Origin of the sequence: Paenibacillus sp. NAIST15-1 (genome assembly GCF_001894745.1) — a bacterium.
Taxonomy (GTDB): Bacteria; Bacillota; Bacilli; order Paenibacillales; family Paenibacillaceae; genus Paenibacillus_B; species Paenibacillus_B suaedae.
Genome location: NZ_BBYF01000019.1, coordinates 1 through 18742, shown reverse-complemented (window position 1 = coordinate 18742; position 18742 = coordinate 1). Strand labels below are relative to the sequence as shown.

Genomic DNA, 18742 nt, shown 5'->3' with positions numbered 1-18742 from the left:
AAAGAACAGGTTGTAGGTAATTTCCTTGTTAAATATGACCCTTCATCAGGCCGTGTACTTGTAGGTCACATTAAAGATCGACAAATAAGGACATTTTACAAAGATGATGGACGATCTGTTGACCCATTCCAAGCCGCAATTGATCTCGCTAAATCACTCGGTGGCGGTTAATAAGTGAGGTGATAAAATGAATCGAGATGAAGCAATAGCTATTATCTTAAAAACAACGATTGAAGATTTATCTAAGGAAGAACGGGAAGGAATCCTAATTGACTGGTGGGGGATAGACCAAGACGATCCCGAATTTGATAAGTTGCCGGAAACTTTGCAATCGGAGATACTCAATTATGATGAACCTCAGAAAGATGTAATGAATGAAGTTTACAGTGCATTGTTACTTGTAGCTTTAAGAAAAAAGTATCTTGGGGTCAGAAACGAGTATTTATCGAAGAGAGTGACAGCTATCCTGGATTCTAATCAGGAGGTTGAGGGGGTGCAGGAAGAATTTTATAGTTGTCCGTGTTGTGAATTTAAGACACTTCCAACAAAGGGTGAATACGATATTTGCCCAGTATGCTTTTGGGAAGATGATGGAAGTACAGACCCAAGCTATTATAGTTCCCCCAACCACATGACACTTGCTCAAGCCCGTGAAAACTTTATTAAATTCGGTGTAGTGAACAAGTCTTCGTTACAATTCCTTGAATCAGATAGACTGGAGAAGTTTAGTAAATAAATGACAATGTAACACATGTTCAGCCTTGAGGGATAAGTCCTTCAAGGCTTTCTTTTTAACCCACCCAGTGCCGAATGAATCGGGCGGCACGCTCCGAAAGAATTTTACCCTCATCCACTTCGTATAATGTTTTCTGAAATGTGGACGTACAAGTGGGAAGCGGTGATTAGAAGACAGTCATCGCCCATGGTGGTGGTTTTAAAGCAAATTGGGGGTGGTGACAGGATATTACAGTATCATCCTAGAAGTAGGCATCATGGAGATATACCATATTTCAATTATCGTCAGGTAAAACAGTATGCAACGCTATGATATGGAAGGAAACTTGTTTAAGCCGTAAGGGAGGATCTATGGAGATACAGGAGAAAATCGATAATTTATTTCAAGAGTTGAAATTTGAAAAGGTTCTCGTAAATGGTACTCCGCTTTTATTATATGGAGGAACATATTACAAAATAACTTTTGTAAAAGGTCTAAGATCTTTTGTTATTGAATTTGCAAATAGTTATGATGAAGCGTCTAATACTGTGTTTGAGGATGGTGATTTATACCCTATTTCATTAAAAGAAGATGAATTAATTGATAAATTACGCCATGACATACTTAAATATTATATAAATGCATAAAAGTGAAACAAACACCTTGGGGATCTTGAAAGGTTTCATACCGTTCAAGGTTCCTTTTGTGTTCCATAACAACACGACCTCAAGCCAGTTCGATGAGACATGCGATACGTACAATCTCCGGCCGCAGTACGTTACAAAGCGATCAGGTACCGAACATCAAGGGAGCCAGCTACGCATACGACAGCCGCAACCGTCTGACCCAAGTAACGACGGAAGACGGCAAAGCCGTCAGCTACCGCTACAACGGCGACAACCTGATGATGGAGCGCGCCGAAAACGGTGTGACGACCCGTTACTACTACGATGATCGGGCGAAAATCGTAGCCGAAGGCAAGGTGGAAGGGAACGGCAGCATCACGATTACAGCATCGTATGTCCATGACGATTACGGCAAGATTCTGGCTCGTCAGGTTCCAGGACAAGGTATGCAGTACTACGTATCCAATGGACACGGCGACATTACGGAGATTCGGGATGCACAAGGCAATGTATTGAACCGCTATACGTACGATATCTGGGGCAATCCACTGGCTCAGGAGGAGCGAGTCCCGAACATTTTCCGTTACTCGGGCGAATACTGGGATGCGACAACGAATCTGCAATATTTGCGCGCAAGATGGTATGATCCAAGTATAGGGCGGTTTATTAATGAGGATACGTATGAAGGGGAACTGGGTAACCCGCTGACGCTGAATCTGTATACGTATGTGCAAAATAATCCGTTGAAATATATCGATCCTAGTGGGAACAGATATATACCGTCAGAGTTGAATTCCATTCTCGAAGCGACTATGAAGATAACTTCTACCGAAAGTAGAGCATATTCATACGCTTATAACTTGTTAAGTCAAGAGTTCGCAGATGTGTATGATAATAATCGTTTTAATTATTTGTTTGGTTTATTAACGCAAACAAGTGCATACAAGAATAGTGCAGGAAATGCGGACTGGGCAAGAGCGGAATTAGCCAAGGATTACAGTAAATGGCATCAGGAAATTTCCTTTGCGGAAGCTTTGGCTTCATTGGGGACAATAATCTGGGGCATAGGAAAAGCTAGAGAAGTCGGTGGAAAGGTAAGAGCAAATAAAACAACAAAATGGGATATAAAAACAAATGCCAAAGCAAAAGTTACCTATAAATTTAATGGAGATACAATCACAGCCTACCAAGATAATACGAAGAAAGGTTATTGGTGGGCAAAAGATACAACCGGACATGGTGGCTCCGCTTTTAAGGTATTTGAAAGGAGAGGCAATGAACTTCATTGGTTTGCTGATGCAGATGAATATGGGAATTTCATAAAAAGGAAACACAAAAGTTTAACGGGTACAGTCATAAAGCTGAGATAGATACGTTTAAAAATATGCCGTAAAGGGAATGTCATTTTCCCTTTACGGCTAAATGATGGGGATGGTCGAATGGAGCATGGAAAATATTTAGATGATTTCTTGTTGCAATACTTTGAAGGAATTTATTTGAAAAAACCTTTGTTTTACAATGCTTCAATAGCAATTAGATTTGAAATGGGAGGGGATGTTGACACACCAGAAAAAAGAGTAGAACAGGTGAAACAGAGAGCGGTTAAAATATTTAATGCATTACATGAACCTAATGATGATATTTACTTTGTGCTATTTATAGATAAATGGGACAATGAGTCAATTAATGACATAGAGAATACTGTCACTAAAGTATTTAGCAATTATATCAGCAAGATAGATTTTAGACGTGTAATTAAACAAGAGCAGGAATTCCGATACAAAGATTCGAATGAAAGTGATGGAATAGTAACTATTAGATACTGTGCTAATGTGAAATCTCAACATTTAAAGTTGGAAGGTTTGGTAGAAGCTATTGCTAATCGAATATTAGGTCTAGAACCTACTGTTGATGGTGACATTTACCTATTAAACATAACGAGCAAGACAATTTTCCACCTTTACGACGATAGAGGTTTGGACATTGTGGCTGAAAGCAAGGAAACATTGAGAGGAGTATACAAGCAGTATAATTCTTGGATATTGGACTATGATCGTGGCAGCATTGATGCAATGTTTTCTTAATTGACCTTGGGGCGGTATTTCTCGAAAGAACCTAACCCGAACTTATCAGATACCAACATGTTTGATATGCTCCCCTTGCGGTCAATGTCATTAAGTTAATAGAGTAATGACCTGCGGATGTAAAATTGGCGAATGACTATAAGCTAAGTCGTCCGCCAATTGTAATCATAGTGTATTTTGCTTTGCCTTGGCTTCTCATGCTCTTTGGCATTCAATAAGAACCAAATCCTTCGCGCCCTGCAATTACTTATGGTGAATTTCCATTTCGTTTGGAATATGAAATAAACGGGGAACGTAAGGTTGTTCAAGATACTTTAATATGTGAATATGATGGGATTGGTTCAAATGAAGGAACTGGGAAATATCGCAAATGGAAAGAACGCTTTGCAAGCGGAAATCCCAAGATTCTGCTATTAAAGGTCGATGGTACTTCAGGGATTGCATTCGGAAACAAAAAAACCGTAAATCAAGAGATATTTTTCGACCTCGGACCCGCTTGGTATTATATGGGTGATGATGAAGGCGGTAGTGGGTACAAGCCAATTTACCCAAACGCTTCATTCTCAGAACAATACCAAGATGGAAGCGGAACGAAGGGAGTTATTCTAGCAGATGAGTTGCTAAATAAGTACAATATAAAATTAATTAGTTGGGATTACACCCAACCAATTAGAAATAATTTTTCTTCGACAAAAAAGTGAGCCATGAATGAAAGAAAGTCGCCACATGCGAGTGTAACAACTGTAGGAATTGATGCAACAGTCTTTTTTAATCCTAAATCTAATCCGCTGATTGAGCAATGCGTGGAGCGCAATACGAATATAAAACGATGGGTTCTTATATTTATCAGATGTAAGAAATGGCGATATAACTGAAAACAAAATAAGAGCAGAGCATGGATTACCTTTGAGAGGAGCATATTAGTCTAGTGAAAAAGAATATGCTTTTTGGGTTAGTTTTGATTATCGTATGTCTTTTGATAGGATTATATTTTTTAAGGAATACTTCGAAAGATGTTGACGATAATATAATAATGAAAATTTCAATATATCCTACAGCAGCACTCGATGAAACATACTTGTTTGAAGTAAGGTCAGATAAAATGCTCGAGGTATCAAAAGGTGTTCGGAAGCATCAAACGTTTGATTTTCACTTAAGAAAAGTTATAGATATAAAAAGAAGGAAACTGACTGCTGAAGAATCAAAGGTTCTACTCGACGCAGCAAACAGAATCGAAGAAACGAGCGATAATATCACAAAAAAATTAATTGCAGATGGGTGGGATGTGCCCATCTATTACAAAGGAAAAATAATGGATTTGAACTACTATGGTAATGAGTCAGAGGATTTAGATGTATTAGTTAATCAACTAATTTTATTGTCACCAATTACCGTAGATCTGCATGGGTGGTCGTAATTCTCACAGCTCAGTATCTCCTTCAATATTTAAACATTAACTACAGATGATTAAATATGTACTTATTTCTCTTACCACATGCGAGTGTAACTATGAACTGTAACCCGTAAGAGGTCACTTACGGGTTACAAGTTCAACAACTCCATGTGGTTTTCCTTTTTTTGATTGTGATCCACACCCAGTGACGAATGAATCGGTCGTCACGCTCCGAAAGAACTTAACCTTTATTCCCCTCAACCATATGAAAATTTTCTAAAATGGCTGTATGGACTGTCAACACCAAACTAGACAACTTTTTTTAGGGTCAATTTTTTTAATCAACTGGGCTCATATAGCCTTGTGTTCCATGACTTCGGTGTTTATTGTACCCGTTCACATAATCATTAACTCCAGTTTATGCTGAAGGCTATTTGTATTTCTCTTTAATCAATTTAACAAAAATGGAAAGTGGATGGTCAAGTCGATAAATAGTGGATGGTTACAAATGGATTCTTAAATGTTAATTTGTAGTTAAATAATTATTTGAACTTAAATAATTATAAATAATTACAAAAGGAGAAATTTATTGTGGGAAATTATCCTAAATATCGCGCAGCAGCTGTCCAGGCTGCACCTGTATACTTGGATTTAGATGCAACAGTTGAAAAATCTTGCAAATTGATTGCTGAAGCAGCATCTAATGATGCAAAATTAGTTGCTTTTCCCGAAGCTTTTCTTCCCGGTTATCCTTGGTTTGCATTTATTGGTCATCCAGAATATACAAGAAAATTCTATCATGATCTCTACAAAAATGCAGTTGAGATTCCTAGCTTAGCTATTCAAAAAATAAGTGAAGCAGCTAGAAAACACGAAACTTACGTATGTATTTCTTGTAGTGAAAAAGATGGTGGATCTTTATATTTAACTCAACTATGGTTTAATCCCAAGGGGGATTTAATCGGAAAACATCGAAAAATGAGAGCGTCTGTTGCTGAAAGACTTATATGGGGAGACGGAAGTGGAAGCTTGATGCCAGTATTTAAAACGGAGCTTGGTAATTTGGGTGGACTGATGTGCTGGGAACACCAGGTTCCTTTAAATCTGCTTGCAATGAATTCACAAAATGAACAAGTACATGTAGCCTCCTGGCCAGGGTACTTTGATGATGAAATCTCAAGTCGATATTATGCTATTTCAACTCAAACCTTTGTTTTAATGACATCATCTATATATTCGGAAGAAATGAAAAATATGATTTGTTTAACACCTGAACAAAAAGAATACTTCGATACATTCAAGAGCGGACATACTTGTATTTATGGACCTGATGGAGAACCAATTAGCGATATGATCCCTGCAGAAACAGAAGGAATCGCTTATGCTGATATAGATATAGAGAAAATAATTGATTATAAATATTACATCGATCCTGCGGGTCACTATTCTAACCAAAGCTTAAGTATGAATTTTAATCAAAATCCTACACCTGTTGTTCGTAAGTTTGGAGATAACGAGACTAAGAAAATTACTTATGAGGAAATCAATCTGCAGATTGGCAGTCGAAACTTTTCAGGCGAAAATGCTTCCTTTTAATTTTGTCACACTCCCAAAGCAAAGAAGAGCATTAATCTAATAAAGTGAGATGACATGAGAAAGCGTCTTGAACATCCGTCAGATAATGTTCAAGACGCTTCTATTTTCATGCACGTGGCATGGGCAAAAGGGCATGTGGTTATAAATCTCATAATTTTCTGATCGGCCCGCTCATTAGCTGTGGCAGAACCAGACAAGAGTATTGTGAAAATACGTAAAACCCGGCATCTGAACGACGCCGATTTGGCATTATCCTATTTTTCGAACTACTCTGCGATTTGTTCAAGGACAGGTATAATCGCAATTGGCGGAAGCTACTTCGTCATCGCTTTGTAATACACATTTAATTGGTCGCCAACTAAACCTTACCTATGCTTTTTTTTTCATGCATCTCTTTTGATGTTCCAGTATGTAAATATCTAGAAGTTGGCTAATTTGGACGACTTCGTCATCGATAAGATTATTCTTTTGGTTCACGAGGCAGGTTAGTTCTTGCCTGAGTCCATCGATTTTATTTAATAGATCATCACAGTATATAATAGTCCGTCACCTCGGATTAGGGGGAATAATGGGGCGCCCTGTCTTAACTATTAGTATATAGTGTGTCTATTGAATTCTAATAAAAGGGATTAAAGGGAAACTTTTTAAAATAAAAAAAGAGTACCAAGTTGGCACTCTTACCATGGGTGATGTCCGTTATCACTACCCAATGTCGACAAAAATGTTGTTAGTCCGATAATAACGGTGAAAAGGAGACCATTGTATAGCTTTGCTTTGAAACGTTTCACATGAACCCCTCCAATTTATGTTCTTTAGCTGCGCTGCGTTTATAAAATGTATTCAATTTAGCTAATGTGGATATGGGCATGTCAAGGTTTTGTTGCAGATGGCTATGCACGATTTGATTTATGCATTCTTTTTCGTGATCAGTGTCATTAATTTTTGAATAGTGCAGCGCGCTCTCCAGAAAATCAGATATCCCTTTATCGAGATCGTCAACGGCAATGAAATATTCAGCTCGGTGATAATAATATTCGGCTAGCTGCGAGATTATGTTGGGGTTATTCGTACTAATGGATTTTGGACATATTGGGTATGAAAGTAATTGTTCGGCTTCATATAACCGATTTCCTTTAAAATATATTTTTAATAACTGATTGATTGCTAGAAGAGCATCATCCTGGTTGCATGTTTTTAGAAAGTTCTTAAGCAGTTCGATAGCTACTTCGGAGTTTCCCCTTCTTGCGTTTAATGATGCCTTCATAAGCAGTGAATACGCCTTGATGTGTGGGTAGTCATATTTTTCATATTGTATTGAGTAATATTCGGACTTGTCGTAATCCTCAAGATAGAAATAAGAATCGCGCAATATGCCAAGCGCATTGATGTAGTACCAATTGTCTGCATCTGCTTCTTGGAGTACATGAAGGCAGAAATCAATGCTCTCCCGGTATAAAAATAAATTAAACGCGTGAATTCCTAATTTGTAATACAGAATAATTCTGTCCTCGCAGCTTAAAAAATGGGCGTATTCCACAATATATTTGCGTCCATTGTAAACTGCTCGCATTCGAGTAAAATCATCTCGTTCGATGAGGTACACCTGTAGCAAGCCTTTTGCTAAAAAAGGCATAATACCGTGATCGCGTGAGTAGTCAACGATCAATTGGTACAAGGCCAATCGAATTTCCTTGTGTTCCACTGAAGCTGTGAAGCTATATAGGCGTTCGACTAAGGAGTGGCTGTCGTCGCTTGGTGATTCCAGAAATTTGGCTCCTACTGTTCGTGCCAGTTCGGCGGAGCCTGAATGTTGGATCACGTCCTGCAGTATATGCAGCCGCATTTCTGCTCGTTTGTCCACGCTTAAGTACAGTTCGACAACCGTATCCAACGGGATGTGCAGTGCTTCGACAAGCGGACGGAGCGTCGTATATTCCGGCCTCTTGACGTCTTCGTTTTCAATTTTGGATATTGTGCCTTTATGAACGCCGGATGTTTCTGATAATTGCGCTAAAGTCATGCCGCTATTACGCCTATAACTATGTATTAATTCGCCGATGGACAATATCTGTGCCATCCTGTATGCACCTACTCTCATTTTCAATCATAACCTCCTATATTTTACCATACAATATGTCGAACGGGAATGTTTGGATTGTCTAAATAGGATCAAAAGTTAAAAAATGTCGAAATGACGATATATTGCGTAGGGGACTAATCAGTTCCATTAATGAAAAGAACCTTGCCCGTACGGTGGCAAGGTTCTCCATGGATGATGCGAGAGACAGCGATCTAAATATCATCCTCATTCATGTCTCGTGAGCCCCAATAAAATAGGGCAATGACGAAAGCAATAACAATAATGAACGGGGCATAAAAGATTAAAAATTGATTCATCTGCTCTGTGCTCCTTTATATTTAACATAGCACTGCGCGACATTCATATCTGTCGCTTCATCCGCTGCATGCATTGCATGAATGCCTTCTCATCCTATCAAATATGCTTCTTGCCCGACCGTCCACCTGTGCCATTCTTGATCCCCTTCACATAGTTCGCGTCGAACAGGAACAGGCGAAGAAGCAGGAAGAGGGAAGGCAGCAGAATGAGCAGTCCAAGGACGAATACAACGATCAGCGCATAGGCCATGGCCGGATTCGTGACATGCTCATAGACATTGATGTAGGGGTAGAGCACATAAGGCAAATGTGCCGAACCGTATCCAAACCATGCGAACCCGAATTGTAAGATGACACATAGAAACGCTAAGCCATAACGGCGTCTTCTCCATACATAATAGACGGCGATGACGAAGAACAGGAAGGACAGAACGAACATCCATGCCCGATCCAACATATTGGCAAAGTGCTCCGCATTATGACCCTGAATGGCGTAGAACACGAACAAGCTGGCTAGGATGGTGGGCGCGGACCACATCAGGGCATATTTGCGCACAATGTTGAGTGCCCCTTCATCCTCAGCTTTGGATGCATAGTACGTCAGGAACATGGCGGAAATGTACAACACGCTGACCAGGGCGAGCACGATAACGGAATAGGGGTAGATGTTAGTGAACAGGCTCAGGAACTGGAATGAAATGCTGCCGTCAGCCCTCTCCGTGATATACCCTCCTTCAGAAATCGCGAGCACGGTGGATAACGCAGCGGGAATAAGCCATCCACTGACTCCATATAGAAACAGGTAGATACGATTACTCTTAATCCCATATGTGCTAAAGGCATAGTACGATCCTCGTATGGCAAGCAGAATGAGCGCTAGACTGCCTGGGACGAGCAGTGCTGTTCCATAGTAGTACGCGGAATCTGGGAAGAATCCAACCAAGCCGATATAGAAGAAGACTAAGAACACATTCGTCACTTCCCATACTGGGGACAAGTAGCGCTCAATCACGTTATGGATAATATGGCGCTTGCCCGTTACCGAGCTGACATAACTGAAGAATCCTGCCCCAAAGTCGATGGACGCAACAAGCAGATAGCCGAACAGGAAGATCCATAGAACGGTGATGCCGACTAATTCGTAACTCATTTCTTCCCTCCTCCTTCCCAGCCAAGTGCCTTAATTTCGTCTTCAGCAGGGTTGTGCTTGAACATGCGAATGAGCACCCGAATGGCTGTCACTGTAATGACAAGATAGAGCAGCGTGAACAGCCACAGCATTGTATCCACGTGATTGGATGTTGTTGCGCCCTCGGCTACGGTCATGACTTTCCATAGAATCCAAGGCTGCCGTCCAATCTCAGCGAACATCCATCCGAATTCGATAGCCAACACAGAGAGCGGAGCGCCAAGCACAACGGCTCTTAGCAGCAGACGATTATGCGGCTTTTTCAGACTTTGCCGGCGATTGCGCATGAACCAGATGACATACCATAGGGACACGACTGTTAAATACATGCCGATAAACACCATGGAGTCGAAGAAGTAGTGGGATGCCTTAAGCGGAGGTCTCTCCTCAACGGGCACATCGTTCAATCCCTTCACGACAGTATCAGGGGTGCCGCCCGCTAATATGCTCAAGGCAAATGGAATATGAAATCCGTATTTCACCTCATTATTTTCGGTAAGAATGCCGCCGAAGACGAGCTCAGCATGAGACTTCGTCTCGAAGTGCCATTCTGCTGCCGCCAGCTTCTCGGGCTGATATTCATGCAAATACTTGCCTGAGAAGTCGCCGATGACGGCTGTTGCGACAGAGAAGAGCAGGGCGGTCACCATCGACATGCGGAGCGCTTTTTTGTAATACGCGTGAGTGCGGCCGCGCAGCAGAGACATCGCTGAGATGGCTGCCATAATGAAGGCGCAAGTCACATAGGCGGTTGCGAGCACATGTCCAACTTTCGTCGGCATGGCTGGATTGAACATCGCTACGATGGGTTCAATATTCGTCATTTTCCCGTTCACCAAATCAAATCCGCGTGGTGCATTCATAAAGCCGTTAACAGCCGTAATGAAGAAGGCAGAGGCTGAGGAGCCTATAGCGACCGGAACGAGCAGAAGAAAATGATAGATGCGGTTCGGGAAGCGATCCCAGGTGTATAAATAGATGCCTAGAAAGATTGCTTCCACAAAGAACGCGAATGTCTCCATGAATAAAGGCAAAGCGATAGCCTGTCCTGCAACCCTCATAAAGTTCGGCCACAATAAGCTCAATTGTAGACCGATGCATGTCCCTGTTACGACGCCTACAGCTACAGTAACCGTGAACCCGCGAGCCCAGCGGCGCGCCATAAGCAGATAATAAGAGTCGCCTCGCTTAATGCCGATCCATTCCGCAAGTGCAATCATTAACGGCATTCCGACACCAATAGTGGCGTATACGATATGTACGAACAGTGTTAGCCCGGTAAGTATGCGGCTGAAAATAACCGGATCATAGGTGAGCATGTGAGGTCAACACTCCTTCAAATATAAGTTCCGATCGTTCAGAATAGCCTTCGCAAGAAGGACAGCAGCATGATCGCGCCAACAACAAAGCAGACGATGATAAGCATTTTTTCTTGCTTTCTTATTTTTTCAATATGGTTGTTATCAGATCCCATTCATAGTCCCTCCCTTTTATCCCGAGAGAACGATCCCCGAAAAATAGGTTTGCCCTTGAAAAAGCTCCTAGTGAAATGATGCCCGTTTTTTCGATGTCTATGATGAAATCGTGAAAGTTAGTCTTATCAAGATATGAAAATGAGGAAAAGTCGATTTACAAAATCTTAAAACACGCAATATGGCAGCATTAACATTACCGTGCTACATTGGGACTAAAGACCGATAACAGGACTAGAGTAGGAGTGGGAGCTTATGACGATGTTGCTAACGAAGATGGAAGTAAGACGAGAGGGAGCGAATCGACAATCCATAATGAAGAGAGAGTATGAGGATCTCATTCAATTCGCACCGATCATTCTTGCCAGCACCACCATTGAAGAAGCGGATCATCGATTTCGGGAGGATGGCTCGCTGCGCTGCCTTGTCATAGGAAATGAACATTCTGAACCGATTGGCATTGTGATGCGCGAGAGATTCCATGAAAAAATGAGCAAGCGATTCTCTCCTGCACTTTATTACGAAAAACCAATTGTACGCGTAATGGATAATGAGGCACTCATTGTCGAATGCGGTATTGAAACTGAACAACTATTGGATATGTCAGCGTCCCGTTCTGAGGAACGAATGTACGACAGTATTGTGGTCACACGTGGGGGTAAATATGTCGGAATACTCACCTCCAAGCAGCTGTCATCCTTATCCAATCAAATACGACTCGAAGCGAAGCAGAAGGAATCGGAGGTTATTACGTCCACGCGGGGAGCATTGCACAGCATATTAACAGAAACAGAGCATGTCCGCCAAGCTTCAGCAGATGGCAAATCGCACGCAGATCGGATGATCGACGAAACATTGACGGGAAAGACTGTGCTTGATCAGGTATCTTCAGCATTTCAACAGGTGTCAATACGTGTGGAGAGCCAGGCAAGACAAACAAAGAAATTGACAGAGCATACAACAGCGGTGGCGGATGCCGTCAGCGTTATTCGCTCATGGTCGGATTCTTGTCATATGCTGGCGCTCAATGCATCCATTGAAGCTGCGCGTGCAGGGGAGCATGGGCGCGGGTTCGAGGTGGTTGCGTCCGAGGTGCGCAAGTTGGCTTCGTTAACCAAGGCAGCCACGGAGCAAATCGATGAGACGCTCCATCAGATGATGGAAGCTTTAACGCTGACGATTACGACTGGCGATCAAGCTCATTCCGAAGTGAATACGACGCTTGAAGGCTTGAACGCTGCCTTGTCCAAGTTCGAGCAACTGTTCCGTGCCATAGCAGAAAATCGCAATCGATTGGATCAGGTAGATGCTTACGCAGCACGCATGGCTGTGACAGCGAATGAGGCAAATCGACAGTTACAGACAATGTCAGCGCAAGATTGATTTTTTACATTCCGTTAACAAATAAACCAAACAGTCTTAACAAACAGCCATTAACATACTAGATGTGAGACAAACAACGAATACATTACAACACAACACATGGGAATCAATCAAAAGGAGTGGATTGTCTTGAAAAAATGGGGAAAACAAATCATGATGCTCACGCTCGTAGCAGCGTTGACAGTAGTATTGGCTGCTTGTGGAGGCAAGAAGGATGATGCTTCTGCAAATCAAGGAAACAACGCGGCAACAACGGAAACGAACAATTCGGCGAAGGAAACGACTAGCCCTGAGAAGTTGACAGGCACGATCGAAATAGATGGATCCAGCACAGTATATCCAATCGCAGAAGCGATTGCAGAAGAGTTCGGCAAAGAGAACGGCGAAGTACGCGTATCGGTTGGTACAGCAGGTACAGGCGGCGGTTTCAAACGCTTCATTAATAGTGAGACAGCAATCAGCAACGCTTCTCGTCCAATCAAAGAAAAAGAAGCAGCTGCTGCAAAAGAAAAAGGGATCGACTACTTGGAATTGTCTGTGGCCTATGATGGCTTGTCCATCGTAGTGAATAAGGACAACACTTGGGTGGATCACATTACAACAGATGAACTGAAGAAAATCTATGAGCCTAACTCGAAAGTAAAAACATGGGCTGACGTTCGTGCAGGATGGCCAGCAGAAGATATTAAAATTTATTCGCCGGATACAAACCACGGCACATTCGACTACTTCACTGAAGAAATCAACGGCAAAGCACAAGAGAGCCGCAATGACAAGCAAATCACATTCAGTGCCGATACGAATGCTATCGTGCAAGGGGTATCTGGTGATAAGAACGCTATGGGCTACTTCGGATTCTCTTACTACGAAGAGAACCAAGACAAGCTGAAGCTAATACCAGTTGACGGCGGCAAAGGCGCAATCGCTCCTTCTGAAGAGACAATTAAAGATGGAAGTTATGCACCACTATCCCGCCCGCTCTTCATCTATGTGAACAAGAAGAAGCTGGAGCAGCCAGAAGTGAAAGCATTCGTTGATTACTATATGAAAAATGTAGGCAACATCGCGAAGGAAGTTGGATACGTTGCACTTCCACAAGAAAAATACGATGAGCAAATGAACTTGTTGAAATAAGAGAAGTACTGACTTCGATTTCGGTTATAGTCAGCATCATACTAGCAGTGAAATGTGATGTCTCTCCAAAAACAGATGTTTGAGGCATCACATTTTCACGAAGTCAATGTTAACGAATTGTAAAAGAACGCAAAGAGAGGTTAGGGCTATGCAGGGTAATCTCCCGCAGCGAGAGACGACGATATCATTCAAAAATGGCAAAGTACATGTAACCGATAAAATTGTTCCGATTTTATTATTTCTATGTGCCGCTTTGTCTGTAGCGACAACCATCGGGATTGTTTACACGCTCTTTTCTGAAACGTTCTCTTTCTTGAAGCAAGTCAAGATTACAGAATTCTTGTTCGGTACAACGTGGAGCCCGCTCATATCACCGAAGTCCTTCGGCATCCTGCCGCTGCTAGGTGGTACGTTAATGATTACGGTTATTGCTTGTCTGGTTGCGATACCGATTGGACTTGCAAGTGCAATCTACTTGAGCGAATATGCACCTACTCGTGTTCGCAAAATTGTGAAGCCGATTCTTGAAGTATTGGCTGGTATCCCAACGATTGTCTACGGTTATTTTGCTCTGACCTTCGTTACGCCATTATTGAAATTTATTTTCCCATCGACGGGAATGTTCAATGCGTTAAGCGCAGGTCTTGTTGTCGGGATTATGATTATTCCGATGGTCTCTTCCTTGTCTGAGGATGCGATGTCGGCAGTACCGCGCAGCTTGCGAAATGGGGCATATGCACTCGGGGCAACAAGATTTGAGGTTGCGTTGAAAATTGTGGTTCCAGCAGCTTTCTCGGGTATCGTATCATCCGCTGTACTTGCCTTCTCGCGCGCAATTGGCGAGACGATGATTGTAACGATTGCTGCAGGTGCAACACCGCATTTGACCTGGAATCCGCTGGAGAGCATCCAGACGATGACGGCTTATATTGTACAGGTCAGCATGGGAGATACACCGCATGGATCCATTGAGTATGGAACGATCTTTGCTGTTGGTATGACCTTGTTCGTGATTACGTTCCTGCTTAATATTTTGGCGCTGTGGGTGGCAAGACGCTTCAGGGAGGAGTACTAAGCTAATGAGTATGTTTCAAGATGCAAACCGCAAACAGATTGGTACCCGCCGGAAGGTAGACCTTGTGCTTCATATCCTGTTCCTAGTGGCAACTTCTATCGGTATTATTGCGCTAATGGCCTTGCTGATTCAGATAATGATGGATGGATTGTCTCGATTGAACCTTGATCTATTTACGAATTACCCTTCGCGAATGGCTGCGAAGGCTGGGATGAAATCAGCAATTGTCGGTTCCATTTACATGGTGCTTATTATGGCTCCTATCTCGTTCGTCCTCGGCGTAGGAGCGGCGATCTATCTTGAGGAATACGCGAAGAAGAATAGGCTAACACGGTTAATTCAACTGAATATTAGTACGTTGGCCGGGGTTCCATCCATTGTGTACGGGATATTGGGATTAACAATTTTCGTACGCGGATTGGCTCTGGAACGCAGCTTGCTCTCCGGAGCGCTTACGATGACGCTGCTCGTGCTGCCGATTATTATCGTGTCTGCACAGGAAGCCATCCGTGCAGTACCTAGGGCGCGCCGGGATGCTTCATTCGCTCTCGGTGCAACGAAATGGCAGACGGTATCCCGTTCTGTGCTTCCGTCTTCGATTTCCAGTATTATGACAGGCGTTATCTTGGCATTGTCCCGGGCAATCGGGGAGACAGCACCGCTCGTTATGATTGGGGCATTGACTTTCGTTGCGTTTCTGCCAGAGAGCATTATGGATCAGTTTACCGTTATGCCGATTCAAATCTTCAACTGGGTATCTAGACCGCAACTTGCATTCCATGAACTGGCTGCAGCAGGCATCATCGTGCTTCTGGCGCTGCTTATCATTATGAATATCTCAGCAGTTATTCTACGCAATAAATATCAGAAACATATTTAAGGAGACGATAGTATGAGCACAGCGACTGCCTTACAGACGTTAATCGACATTAAGAACTTAAACTTGTACTACGGTACGTATCATGCCTTGAAAAATGTCACTATGACGATTCCGGAGAAGGCAGTCACTGCGTTCATCGGGCCGTCCGGCTGCGGGAAATCCACGTTGCTTCGTACATTGAACCGCATGAACGACATGATCATAGGCACGCGTATTGAAGGCACAGTTGCGATTGGCGGGACAGATATCTACAGCAACGAAGTTGATGTGGAAACACTTCGCAAAAAAGTAGGTATGGTATTCCAGCAGCCGAACCCATTTCCGAAGTCGATTTATGACAACATTGCTTACGGCCCGCGTCTTCATGGCATTCGCAGCAAAGCGAAGCTGGATGAGATTGTTGAGCAGAGCTTGAAGCAAGCTGTGCTGTGGGATGAAGTAAAGGACTACTTGAAGCGCTCTGCCTTCGGCTTGTCTGGTGGTCAGCAGCAGCGTCTCTGTATCGCGCGCGCATTGGCAGTCAACCCTGACATTCTGCTGATGGACGAGGCAACTTCGGCCTTGGATCCAATCTCTACGCTGAAGATTGAAGAGCTTGTTCAAGAGCTGAAGCATAAGTACACGATTGTTATGGTTACGCACAATATGCATCAAGCTGCTCGTGTATCGGATCAGACGGTGTTCTTCTTGAACGGAGAAGTCGTTGAATTCGATAATACGGAGAAATTGTTCTCGAATCCTACTGATAAGCGGACAGAGGATTACATTACAGGTCGCTTCGGCTAAATTTGATAAGAAGGATAAGGAGTGTAGCTGCAAATGATCAAGCGGAGAGAGTTCGACTTGGCCTTAGAAGAACTAAGTACATTGCTTGAAGAGATGGGGACGCGAGTAGAGCGTGCCTTGTCGGAATCAATTGAAGCGTTGAAAAATATGGATGTCGAGCGTGCCAAGCGGATCATTTCCGAGGATGTTGAGCTGAATCGCATTGAGGAGAAAATTATCGATCTGGGATCGAAGTTGATTTTGACACAGCAGCCTGTTGCGAAGGATTTGCGCCGCATTCTCGTTTCCTTCCGCATCTCCAATGATCTGGAGCGGATGGGAGATCTGTCGATTGACGTAGCGAAGGTTGTGCTGCGCATGGAAGGCCAGACGCTCATGAAGCCGTTGATCGACTTGCCTCGCATGGCGGAGACGGTACAGCTCATGATCAGGGAGTCGATTCAAGCTTACATTAAGGAAGACGTGAATCTTGCTTACAAAATGGCGAAGGACGATGACCTCGTCGACCAGTTGTACAGCCAGATCTTCCGAGAGCTGTTGACGTACGTTGTGGAGAATCCGCAAAATGCATCTCAGGCGATGCTGCTTACCTTCGTCGGACGCTACATCGAACGGATTGCCGACCATGCGACTAACATCGGTGAGGCGGTCGTCTATCTTGTGACGAACCAACGCCCTGATCTGAATAATTAATCTTACGGAATCATTGATGAATATGTCATCTTATTCTCCATCCTCCAACCGACCGCGGATCACCCGGTCGGTTATTTTTTTCCCATAATATCATCATTTTCTTTTCTAGTACTGGCTATGCTATCATGAAGGTAGAGAATGGATTGAGGTGCATGAATCAATGGATAAATGGATCATTATTGACGGCAACAATATTATTTACCGCGCTTTCTTTGCAATGCCTCCTCTGACGAATGCTCAAGGATTACATACAAATGCTGTATACGGATTCACAACGATGCTTCTTCGCGTTATTGAAGAAGAGAAGCCGACCCACTTGCTGGTTGCATTTGATGCTGGCAAGGAGACATTCCGACATGGAGATTACAAGGACTATAAGGGCGGTCGGGAGAAGACGCCTTCTGAGCTGTCAGAGCAGTTCCCTGTCTTGAAGCAGCTCCTTGATGCGCTTGGTGTTCCTCATTTCGAGATGAGCGGATACGAGGCGGATGATATTATCGGTACCTTGACTCGCGAAGCGAATGAGCAAGGAATTGAGATGGCGGTTGTGAGCGGGGATAAGGACATGCTCCAGCTTGCTTCTGATCAGGTTACGATCCTGCTCACGCGCAAGGGTGTGACGGAGATTGAGAAATATACACCGGCAGCCTTGCAGGAGAAGTATGGCATTGAGCCATTACAAATTATTGATATGAAGGGCCTAATGGGCGATTCCTCGGACAATATTCCGGGTGTGCCCGGTATTGGAGAGAAGACGGCTCTTAAGCTGCTGCATCAATTCGGCAGCGTAGAGAGTGTGCTTGAGCATGTGGACGAGCTGAAGGGCAAGATGAAGGAGAACCTCATCAATCATGCTGAAGACGCACGCATGAGCAAGAAGCTTGCAACGATCTTCCGTGAGGTGCCGCTGGAGAAGAGCCATGAGGAGATGGCGTATCATGGCATTAAGGCGGACACGGCGATTCCGATGCTGCAGAAGCTCGAGTTCAAGTCGATTATTGAGCGTATGGAGAAGATCGGGCTGATCGAGGGCGGCACGGTTGCATCAGCACCTGCTGATGAAGAGCTGTCTGAGGATACATTGAACGTGCAGCTCGTGAATGGCGATTTCAGTGGGTTGAAGCAGATAATTGCTTCCGCGGATACAATCATCGTGGAAGCGCATGGAGACAATCCACATCAAGCAGAGCTTATTGGTGTCCTTATCGCGGAAGAGGAGTCCAACTGGTTCTTGACCCGTGAGGAGCTTCTATCTGACGAGGCACAGTTCGTGCGGGAATGGATTGCGGATCAAGGTAAGCAGAAGAGCGGCTACGATA

Annotated in this window: 18 protein-coding genes and 1 pseudogene; 14 read left to right on the top strand and 5 right to left on the bottom strand. The window is 43.4% G+C overall.

Annotated elements, in window-relative coordinates; translation table 11 throughout:
• Positions 1-187: 187 nt before the first annotated feature.
• The 7 genes and pseudogenes from PBN151_RS25785 to PBN151_RS25755 all read left to right on the top strand — a co-directional run bounded on the left by PBN151_RS25785 (position 188) and on the right by PBN151_RS25755 (position 6414).
• On the top strand, positions 188-736 hold the full coding sequence (locus PBN151_RS25785; RefSeq protein ID WP_072731448.1) for a CPCC family cysteine-rich protein: 549 nt from the start codon (positions 188-190) through the stop codon (positions 734-736).
• A 350-nt stretch (positions 737-1086) separates the two neighbouring features.
• Positions 1087-1362: a hypothetical protein gene (locus PBN151_RS25780; protein WP_072731446.1), complete on the top strand. Its 276-nt coding sequence runs from the start codon at positions 1087-1089 to the stop codon at positions 1360-1362.
• 76 nt (positions 1363-1438) lie between these two features.
• Positions 1439-2711, top strand: a pseudogene (locus PBN151_RS25775) (RHS repeat-associated core domain-containing protein); the annotation flags it as partial.
• A 69-nt stretch (positions 2712-2780) separates the two neighbouring features.
• A complete protein-coding gene (locus tag PBN151_RS25770) occupies positions 2781-3425 on the top strand; it encodes a DUF3885 domain-containing protein (protein ID WP_072731443.1) in 645 nt (214 codons plus the stop codon).
• A 269-nt stretch (positions 3426-3694) separates the two neighbouring features.
• Positions 3695-4126 carry a hypothetical protein gene (locus tag PBN151_RS25765; RefSeq protein WP_227775084.1) on the top strand — a complete coding sequence of 144 codons (432 nt, stop codon included), beginning with the start codon at positions 3695-3697 and terminating at the stop codon, positions 4124-4126.
• 227 nt (positions 4127-4353) lie between these two features.
• The gene (locus PBN151_RS25760) at positions 4354-4842 is read left to right on the top strand and encodes a hypothetical protein (protein WP_072731442.1); all 489 of its coding nucleotides are present in this window, start codon (positions 4354-4356) and stop codon (positions 4840-4842) included.
• 564 nt (positions 4843-5406) lie between these two features.
• Positions 5407-6414, top strand: a complete 1008-nt coding sequence (locus PBN151_RS25755) for a carbon-nitrogen hydrolase family protein (protein ID WP_072731440.1) — start codon at positions 5407-5409, stop codon at positions 6412-6414.
• Between the two features lie 369 nt (positions 6415-6783).
• Here the strand turns inward: PBN151_RS25755 and PBN151_RS25750 are convergent, their stop codons facing one another.
• From PBN151_RS25750 to PBN151_RS25735, 5 genes are all read right to left on the bottom strand, one after another.
• Positions 6784-6924: an aspartyl-phosphate phosphatase Spo0E family protein gene (locus tag PBN151_RS25750; RefSeq protein WP_227775110.1), complete on the bottom strand. Its 141-nt coding sequence runs from the start codon at positions 6922-6924 to the stop codon at positions 6784-6786.
• 274 nt (positions 6925-7198) lie between these two features.
• Entirely contained in the window at positions 7199-8512 is a 1314-nt protein-coding gene (locus tag PBN151_RS25745) for a helix-turn-helix domain-containing protein (RefSeq protein WP_227775109.1), read from the bottom strand.
• Between the two features lie 194 nt (positions 8513-8706).
• Positions 8707-8811: a cytochrome bd oxidase small subunit CydS family protein gene (gene cydS / locus PBN151_RS32670; RefSeq protein ID WP_394358340.1), complete on the bottom strand. Its 105-nt coding sequence runs from the start codon at positions 8809-8811 to the stop codon at positions 8707-8709.
• 97 nt (positions 8812-8908) lie between these two features.
• Positions 8909-9961, bottom strand: coding sequence for a cytochrome d ubiquinol oxidase subunit II (locus PBN151_RS25740; protein ID WP_072731439.1), 1053 nt, complete (start codon positions 9959-9961; stop codon positions 8909-8911).
• Complete coding sequence (locus PBN151_RS25735; protein WP_065293587.1) at positions 9958-11319, bottom strand: cytochrome ubiquinol oxidase subunit I; 1362 nt, start codon at positions 11317-11319, stop codon at positions 9958-9960. The genes PBN151_RS25740 and PBN151_RS25735 overlap by 4 nt, the downstream gene beginning before the upstream one ends.
• A gap of 408 nt (positions 11320-11727) precedes the next feature.
• On the opposite strand from PBN151_RS25735, the gene PBN151_RS25730 reads away from it, so the two are divergent.
• The 7 genes from PBN151_RS25730 to PBN151_RS25700 form a co-directional block, all read left to right on the top strand.
• Positions 11728-12855 carry a methyl-accepting chemotaxis protein gene (locus PBN151_RS25730; RefSeq protein ID WP_072731437.1) on the top strand — a complete coding sequence of 376 codons (1128 nt, stop codon included), beginning with the start codon at positions 11728-11730 and terminating at the stop codon, positions 12853-12855.
• 129 nt (positions 12856-12984) lie between these two features.
• Positions 12985-13989, top strand: a complete 1005-nt coding sequence (locus tag PBN151_RS25725; protein ID WP_028533816.1) for a PstS family phosphate ABC transporter substrate-binding protein — start codon at positions 12985-12987, stop codon at positions 13987-13989.
• A 148-nt stretch (positions 13990-14137) separates the two neighbouring features.
• Positions 14138-15064: a phosphate ABC transporter permease subunit PstC gene (pstC, locus tag PBN151_RS25720; protein ID WP_021252120.1), complete on the top strand. Its 927-nt coding sequence runs from the start codon at positions 14138-14140 to the stop codon at positions 15062-15064.
• 4 nt (positions 15065-15068) lie between these two features.
• Positions 15069-15944, top strand: a complete 876-nt coding sequence (pstA, locus tag PBN151_RS25715; protein WP_028533817.1) for a phosphate ABC transporter permease PstA — start codon at positions 15069-15071, stop codon at positions 15942-15944.
• A gap of 12 nt (positions 15945-15956) precedes the next feature.
• On the top strand, positions 15957-16730 hold the full coding sequence (pstB, locus tag PBN151_RS25710; protein ID WP_072731436.1) for a phosphate ABC transporter ATP-binding protein PstB: 774 nt from the start codon (positions 15957-15959) through the stop codon (positions 16728-16730).
• Between the two features lie 33 nt (positions 16731-16763).
• The gene (gene phoU / locus PBN151_RS25705; RefSeq protein WP_072731434.1) at positions 16764-17423 is read left to right on the top strand and encodes a phosphate signaling complex protein PhoU; all 660 of its coding nucleotides are present in this window, start codon (positions 16764-16766) and stop codon (positions 17421-17423) included.
• A 160-nt stretch (positions 17424-17583) separates the two neighbouring features.
• Positions 17584-18742 (top strand): 5'-3' exonuclease H3TH domain-containing protein (locus PBN151_RS25700; protein WP_275936827.1); only part of this gene is annotated, 1159 nt, incomplete at its 3' end.